The organism is Bacillus sp. P4_D3, from assembly GCF_056401855.1.
Map to the genome: position 1 here is coordinate 1 of NZ_JBFUIN010000150.1, position 7168 is coordinate 7168.

Here is a 7168-nt window from a genome sequence, read left to right on the forward strand (position 1 = left end):
CTCGACTTGCATGTATTAGGCACGCCGCCAGCGTTCATCCTGAGCCAGGATCAAACTCTCCAATAAAGTTAGTTTGTCTAGCATCTAAAAATAAAAATTGACGTTTACGTTGTTTGTTTCGTTCAGTTTTCAAAGAACTTGTCTGTCGCTCATTTGCGACTCCCTTATGTTAACATTTTCATATTTCAATGTCAACCAAGTTTTTTKWTTTSTTTTGTCGCTTTCTGCGTTGTTGCTATCGGCGACTTGTTCTATATTACACCTCTATAYGCTAATCGTCAACACCTTTTTATAAAGATATTTAATTTAATACCTTCGTACTCTTTTAGCTCTAGATACGGACCTATAAAGATTCCATTTAAATAGAAACCCTCGTCTACTTTTCTTTACTAATCTATTCTTCTACATACTTTTCAATTTAGACACTTCTCTATTACAAAGGACTTACTTCCCCCATCTTACCGAACTCATACGATTGATTCTTTTCAGCTAAACTAGCAACCTTATTTTAACAATTAATAGTATATAATTAGAAAGTTGCTTTATTTTTTATTACCGCTCCCTATTCCCCTTTGTTTATCAAATTGTAATATCAATAACATTCTATTAGAAACAGGTGACGATATGAAAGATATACGTATTCTTATAGCAGATGACGATAAAGAAATTCGAGACTTATTAAAAAGATATTTAGAGCGAGAATTATATATGGTAGATACTGCAATTAATGGCGAAGAAGCGTTGTGCTTATTTAACCAAAATAACTACAACCTCGTTATATTAGATCTTATGATGCCGAAAGTAGATGGTATCGAAGTGTGCAGAAAACTTAGAGATACAACTAACATTCCTATATTAATGCTAACTGCTAAAGATCACGAAGTTGATAAAATTCTGGGCTTAAGCATAGGTGCTGATGATTATATTACGAAACCTTTCAGTATTCACGAAGTGGTTGCAAGAGTAAAAGCTCTTATGCGACGTTTTTTAGTTCTTGGAAGTAATACTAACGTACAAGAGAAAACAGCTTTAACATTTAAAGGACTAACTATCGATTTTAAAAAATACACAGTCCATACGAACGGAAAAGAAATCAACTTAACTGGAAAAGAACTTGAACTATTAAAATTCTTCGCTTCAAACCCAGAGCAAGTATTTACAAAAACACAACTCTTTCGAAATGTATGGGACGATAATTATATAGAAGATGATAATACCGTTATGGTGCATATTAGAAAGCTTAGAAAGAAAATAGAAATCAATTCTTCCAATCCAAAATTTATTCAGACTGTATGGGGAATCGGTTATAAGTTTGTAGGTGAAAAGGTTGAAAATCGATAAGGTCCTCTTTCTTATTTCATTACAACTTATCATTTGCGGACTTTTAAATATAGATATGGGATACCATGTAAAAGTATCTTTATTTATTGCTCTTATCATAATCACAATATACCTTTTCTTTTCAAGAGTTCACTTTATTCAAAGCAACGAATCGATGGTTACTAAATTAAGCCGTGCACTTAAAGGGAATTTACAAACGAGGCTATTCACAAATAACGACCGTTCATTAAATAATATCGTGTTTTCAATAAACGAATTAATAGCTGCATTAGAAAAGGGTCAGATCGAAGCAAGGAAATCCCAAGAAGCTAGAAAACAACTTTTATCTAATATCTCACATGATATCCGGACACCACTCACTTCTATTATTGGATATATTGATGCTTTAAAAGATGATGTCGCTACTTCTGAAGTAGAAAAGCAAGAATATCTTGAAATACTTTATAAGAAATCGAATGACTTAAAACATCTGGTCGATGAAATCTTTAATATGGCCAAGCTAGATGCTGATGAATTTCCATTAAAAGAAGAAGAACTCGATTTTTCTGAAGTTACTAGAGAAGTATTAATCGAATTTTTACCCGAGCTATCAAAACATAACATTGAACTACAAGTTCTCATACCAGAATCTACTTCTCCTATTATTGCAGATCACCTTAGCCTTATACGAATTATAGGTAATCTAATAAAAAACGCTATCCATCACGGAAAAGCTGGGAAAATAGTAGGAGTCGAACTACTAGAAACCAATACAGAATATGAGCTTCTTATTTGGGACAAGGGACCCGGTATTCCAAAACATGATTTACAAAACGTATTTAAGCGGATGTACCGCAGCGAACAATCAAGAAATCCTTCTTACGGTGGTAGTGGCCTCGGACTTTCTATTTCTAAAGCCCTCGTTGAAAAAAATGGTGGGCGTATATGGGTTGACAGTATTCCCCGGGAACGAACTACTTTTGGTTTTTCCGTCCCAAAACACACTACTTTTAAGAAATAGTTAAGAAATGATTAATATGCAGTTAAACCTTCCTTTTTATTATGTAATTAAGAACTTATAGAAAGTAGGTGCCCCCTATAAATACAATTATAAACACGACAAACCTTACTAAAGTTTATGGGACCCAAAAGTCAGTAGATAATCTAAATATGAATGTACGACAAGGAGAGATTTATGGATTCATAGGGCGTAACGGTGCTGGTAAAACAACTACAATCCGTATGCTGCTTAGTCTTATAAAACCTACAAGTGGAAATATAGAAATATTCGGTGAGGATTTACTTCGGAATCCAAAAGACATTTTAAGAAGAATTGGTTCTATCGTTGAAGTCCCAGGATTTTATGAAAACTTAACTGCAAGAGAGAACTTATTAATTAATGCAAAGATAATTGGAGTTCACAAAAGGACTGCAATTGAAGAAGCATTAGAAATTGTAGGCTTGCAGCACGAAACAAAAAAAATAGTAGGAAAATACTCTTTAGGAATGAAGCAACGCTTAGGAATTGCACGTGCTCTTCTCCATTATCCTGAACTACTCATACTAGATGAACCAACTAACGGACTAGATCCAATCGGTATTAAAGAAATGCGAAAACTCATTAAATCTTTAGCTCAAGAAAGAAATATAACGATACTCATTTCTAGTCATATATTAGCTGAGGTGGAACAACTAGTTGATCGTATGGGAATTATTCATGAAGGAAGGTTATTAGAAGAAGTTTCTCTTGATACACTGCGTAAAGCCAATCGTAAGTACATAGAATTCCAAGTAAATAATGATAATAAAGCTGCGATGCTATTAGAAAATCATTTTCAAATTTTTGATTATGAGGTACATGATGAAGGAAATATTCGCGTTTATTCTCACTTTGGACAGCAAGGACACATTAATAGAACATTGGTTCGTAACGATATTGAAGTATTAAAAATTGTGATGAGCGAAGATAGACTAGAAGATTATTTCACCAAACTAGTTGGGGGTGGCACAATTGGTTAATCTGCTTTATACAGAACTATTAAAATTGAAACGATCCAATATGTTTTTGATTAGTATTATCGGAGCAGGTGTCGCGCCATTTTTAGTGGTTGTAGCTTCTTATATACACATGAAGACAAAGCAGCCTACTCCAACTATTTTATTTGGTCAACTGTTCACTGAAGTTAACCTATACACTACTTTAATTATAGGATTCCCCTTATATGGAGTTGTAATCGCTTATCTATTTACCCGTGAATACACGGAAGATACATTAAAAAACTTGCTAACTATCCCAGTATCACGTATTAGCTTTATTATAAGTAAGTTTATCCTTCTATTCCTTTGGATCATGATGCTAACTTTAGTTGCTTGGGCGCTAACTTTATTATTAGGGCTAATAGGTAGCTTCCCTGGGTTTAGTATCACCTTACTTTTAGGCTCTCTCATAAAATTTTTAATATGTGGTGGACTTCTCTTTCTTTTGTCTTCACCTATTGTACTACTAACCCTTGTAATGAAGACCTATGTACCGCCTATTATATTAACAATCATTATTACAATGACTAACCTTATGATCGTAAATTCAAAACATAAAGACCTATTCCCATGGACCGCTACTCTAGATATAGCAAATAACGAATTACAACCGAATTATCCACCAGAGTATTCTTATATCATCATTGCAGTAACAGCTATTTTCGGATTTATTACAACACTATTCTATTTTAAAAGAGTAGATATTCATTAATTTATAGGAGTGAAACTATGAGCGATCTTATCATTGCCTTCATACTTGGCATTGTAGAAGGGTTAGCTGAATTTTTACCCATCTCTTCTACTGGCCATCTTATATTAGTCGGACATTTGTTAGGTTTTGAAGGAGAAAGGGCAAAAACATTTGAAATTGTCATACAGTTAGGGGCAATTTTAGCTATCGCGATTTTATATCATAAACGTCTTGTTTCTTTATGTAATATTAAACCCCTTCTTCGGAAAGAGAAAAAATTCAATGCATTACATGTTTTTCTTGGTGTATTCCCAGCAGTAGTTGTTGGCTTATTATTACATGATGTTATTAAAACATACTTATTCCAGCCGTATACTGTCGTAATCGGACTTGTAGCAGGAGCATTTCTTATGATTTTTGCAGAAGTAAAAAAGGCAGAGGCAACCGCTTTTTCACTAGATGATTTAACATACCGTCAAGCATTAACAATTGGATTATTTCAATGCTTAGCAGTATATCCTGGCTTCTCAAGGGCTGGCTCTACTATTTCTGGAGGTCTATTAGCGAAAGTAAATTATAAGACTGCATCTGAGTTCTCTTTTCTCATTGCTCTTCCTGTAATGGTTGGAGCTACAGGCTTAGACTTATTAAAAAGTTGGAAGTATTTAAGTGTGGATGATATTTCTATGTTTGCTATAGGATTCATTACCTCTTTTATAGTAGCAATGCTAGCGGTAGTAACTTTCCTGAAGCTTTTAGAAAAGATAGGTTTAAAACCTTTTGCACATTATCGTATTTTGTTAGCCATCTTATTTACACTTTTCGTATTGCTATAGCTTCATATAAGCCACATATTATTAAACCGATATTCAAGGAATATCGGTTTTTATCTATTTCACCTCTAGTATTACTCGCTTCAATATGGCATAGTGGGTAATAGATCAATATTAATATTCCCAATATTCTTTACTACCAATCAACACTTCATTAAAATATGTAACGTTAAAAGCTATATTTGAAATCCGAACCTAGTAATAGCATTTCTTCTTTAAACACATATACTGAATTAAAAATAAGCACCTCAATTGATTAAGTATACCTATTACACCACGATAGAACAATTGTTCCCAACCCTTTACATCACTACTTCCTTGTATTTAAGTAATCGTACTATAGTTTTTTCACTTGCACTTATCTTCTCTTCGAAAGACCCCAAATTATAAGATTTAAGTAGGTTTTATCCTATGTCCATATACAAACAGCTGCAAGGTTTAACGTTAGAAAAACAAATCGGATTGCTAACAAATCATTTAGTTTCATTTAATAGTATTAACACGAAGTCGGTATTATAGATGAACTATATGGCATCTTAAAAAACTTCCCTTATTTTCAAGAACATCCTGAGCATGTATGGATTCAATATATCCCTCATAATCCAATAGGGAGGAAAAATGCATTTGCGTTTGTAAAAGGGAAACATGATTCAACTTCTACTATTATCTATCATTCTCATTTAGATACGGTCGGCATTGAAGACTTCGGATCGTTAAAGGAACATGCTTTCTCTCCTGAAACACTCGAACAATATTTTGAAACCTATAAAAGTGATACAAATGTTCAAACCGACGCAAAATCTGGAGAGTGGTTCTTTGGCCGTGGTTCTCTTGATATGAAAATCGGTGCTGCCATTCATCTAGCCAATATACTATACTTCTCAGAACATGTGCATTTAATCGAAGGAAATCTACTTCTCTTATTCAATGGAGATGAAGAAGGGGAACATCGTGAAATTATCTCTGCCTTAACCGAACTAAAAAGATTGAAGCAAGAAAAACAATTACAGTATCGTTTGGCTATTAACAATGATTTTATAACACCTTTATATGATGGAGATACTCAGCGGTACATTTATACAGGAACTGCAGGTAAACTTCTTCCTCGTTTCTATATTTACGGAAGAGAAGTACACGTAGGCGATACATTGTCTGGCATTGATCCTAATTTTATTGCAACCCAAATCACAAATAGACTACATAACAACTATATCCATTACCATATGAAACAATCCGCAAATTAAAAATCCCGTCTATTACTATGGGCGTCTACGGGAAAAATGGCCATAAATGGACAGAACGGGTTTATAAACCATATTCATTCAGCTATTACTTTTATTGATCCGTAATACAGCAATACAAATTTTAAATGACTACAAAACTATTACAAATAAGCAAATTGCCCAGGGCTTATAAAGAAAATGAACTTTAACTAAAGTGAGGTAAATATACAAATGAATCCATTAGCGCAAACATATTGGGATACTTATTGGGGGAACAATGAAAAACCGAAATCCGTTACAGCTTGGCAATTTGGTGATTCTCCTGATTATCTCGCTCAATTAGTCATTGATGGTGTAAAAACAGCAACATGCTCCAGCCATATTTTTTATGAATTAGAAAATGAACCGCTGCCGACAACTAAAGATTATAGTATTATACTCAATAGTCAGGATGAACCTGTAGCAATTATCAAGACAATAGAAGTAACTGTAACACCAATGAATGAAGTAACCGAAGAATTTGCTATAGCTGAAGGTGAAGGCGATCTTACTTATAATTACTGGAGAGACACCCATATACAGTTCTTTACAAAGGAACTATATGAGCTTGGCCTTGGCTTTTCTGAAGATATGCTACTCGTTTGTGAACGTTTTGAGCTTATCGATATAAAAAATAAAGTGAAACTATAATAAATAGAAGTAATACCCTTACTTTTACGCAAATAAGCTTGTTATCAATAGGTTTCTTGAACCATAGATAACAAGCTTATTTCATTAAACACAAAAAAGACGAGTCATTCTGACTCATCTTAAAGTTGCTTGGCGACGTCCTACTCTCACAGGGACAAGGTCCCAACTACCATCGGCGCTAGAGAGCTTAACTTCCGTGTTCGGTATGGGAACGGGTGTGACCTCTCTGCCATCATCACCAAACTATTGAAGGTATATTCCTTCAAAACTAGATAACATTTGCTTCATATTATATGGTTAAGTCCTCGATCTATTAGTATTCGTCAGCTCCACATGTCACCATGCTTCCACCTCGAACCTATCAACCTGATCAT

The 7168-nt window shown here is 34.0% G+C and carries 6 protein-coding genes, 2 rRNA genes and 1 pseudogene; 7 read left to right on the plus strand and 2 right to left on the minus strand.

All coding sequences use genetic code 11. The features are described from left to right. Positions 1–66: ribosomal RNA gene (locus tag AC1DTM_RS15175) — 16S ribosomal RNA — on the minus strand; the annotation flags it as partial. Positions 67–624: 558 nt separating this feature from the next. On the opposite strand from AC1DTM_RS15175, the gene AC1DTM_RS15180 reads away from it, so the two are divergent. From AC1DTM_RS15180 to AC1DTM_RS15210, 7 genes and pseudogenes are all read left to right on the plus strand, one after another. Further along, positions 625–1341, plus strand: a complete 717-nt coding sequence (locus AC1DTM_RS15180; RefSeq protein WP_016103377.1) for a response regulator transcription factor — start codon at positions 625–627, stop codon at positions 1339–1341. Continuing rightward, complete coding sequence (locus AC1DTM_RS15185; protein ID WP_133059463.1) at positions 1328–2341, plus strand: sensor histidine kinase; 1014 nt, start codon at positions 1328–1330, stop codon at positions 2339–2341. Before AC1DTM_RS15180 ends, AC1DTM_RS15185 begins: the two co-directional genes overlap by 14 nt. 68 nt (positions 2342–2409) lie before the next feature. Next, positions 2410–3339 (plus strand): ABC transporter ATP-binding protein, encoded by a 930-nt coding sequence (locus AC1DTM_RS15190; protein WP_033714557.1) that lies wholly within the window; start codon positions 2410–2412, stop codon positions 3337–3339. Continuing rightward, positions 3332–4069: an ABC transporter permease gene (locus AC1DTM_RS15195; RefSeq protein WP_016103374.1), complete on the plus strand. Its 738-nt coding sequence runs from the start codon at positions 3332–3334 to the stop codon at positions 4067–4069. Before AC1DTM_RS15190 ends, AC1DTM_RS15195 begins: the two co-directional genes overlap by 8 nt. A 17-nt stretch (positions 4070–4086) precedes the next feature. Then, positions 4087–4884, plus strand: coding sequence for an undecaprenyl-diphosphate phosphatase UppP (gene uppP, locus AC1DTM_RS15200; RefSeq protein ID WP_016103373.1), 798 nt, complete (start codon positions 4087–4089; stop codon positions 4882–4884). 689 nt (positions 4885–5573) lie between these two features. Next, a pseudogene (locus AC1DTM_RS15205) lies at positions 5574–6089 on the plus strand (M20/M25/M40 family metallo-hydrolase); the annotation flags it as partial. 246 nt (positions 6090–6335) lie between these two features. Further along, on the plus strand, positions 6336–6794 hold the full coding sequence (locus AC1DTM_RS15210; RefSeq protein WP_016103370.1) for an ASCH domain-containing protein: 459 nt from the start codon (positions 6336–6338) through the stop codon (positions 6792–6794). Positions 6795–6921: 127 nt separating this feature from the next. Here the strand turns inward: AC1DTM_RS15210 and rrf are convergent. Beyond that, positions 6922–7037: ribosomal RNA gene (gene rrf, locus AC1DTM_RS15215) — 5S ribosomal RNA — on the minus strand. Between the last annotated feature and the right edge of the window lie 131 nt (positions 7038–7168).

What these genes read in the sequence shown, in the direction of transcription:
- AC1DTM_RS15180 (WP_016103377.1), top strand. Translation starts at nt 625, where the DNA reads ATGAAAGATATACGTATTCTTATAGCAGATGACGATAAAGAAATTCGA.
- uppP (WP_016103373.1), top strand. Translation starts at nt 4,087, where the DNA reads ATGAGCGATCTTATCATTGCCTTCATACTTGGCATTGTAGAAGGGTTA.
- AC1DTM_RS15210 (WP_016103370.1), top strand. Translation starts at nt 6,336, where the DNA reads ATGAATCCATTAGCGCAAACATATTGGGATACTTATTGGGGGAACAAT.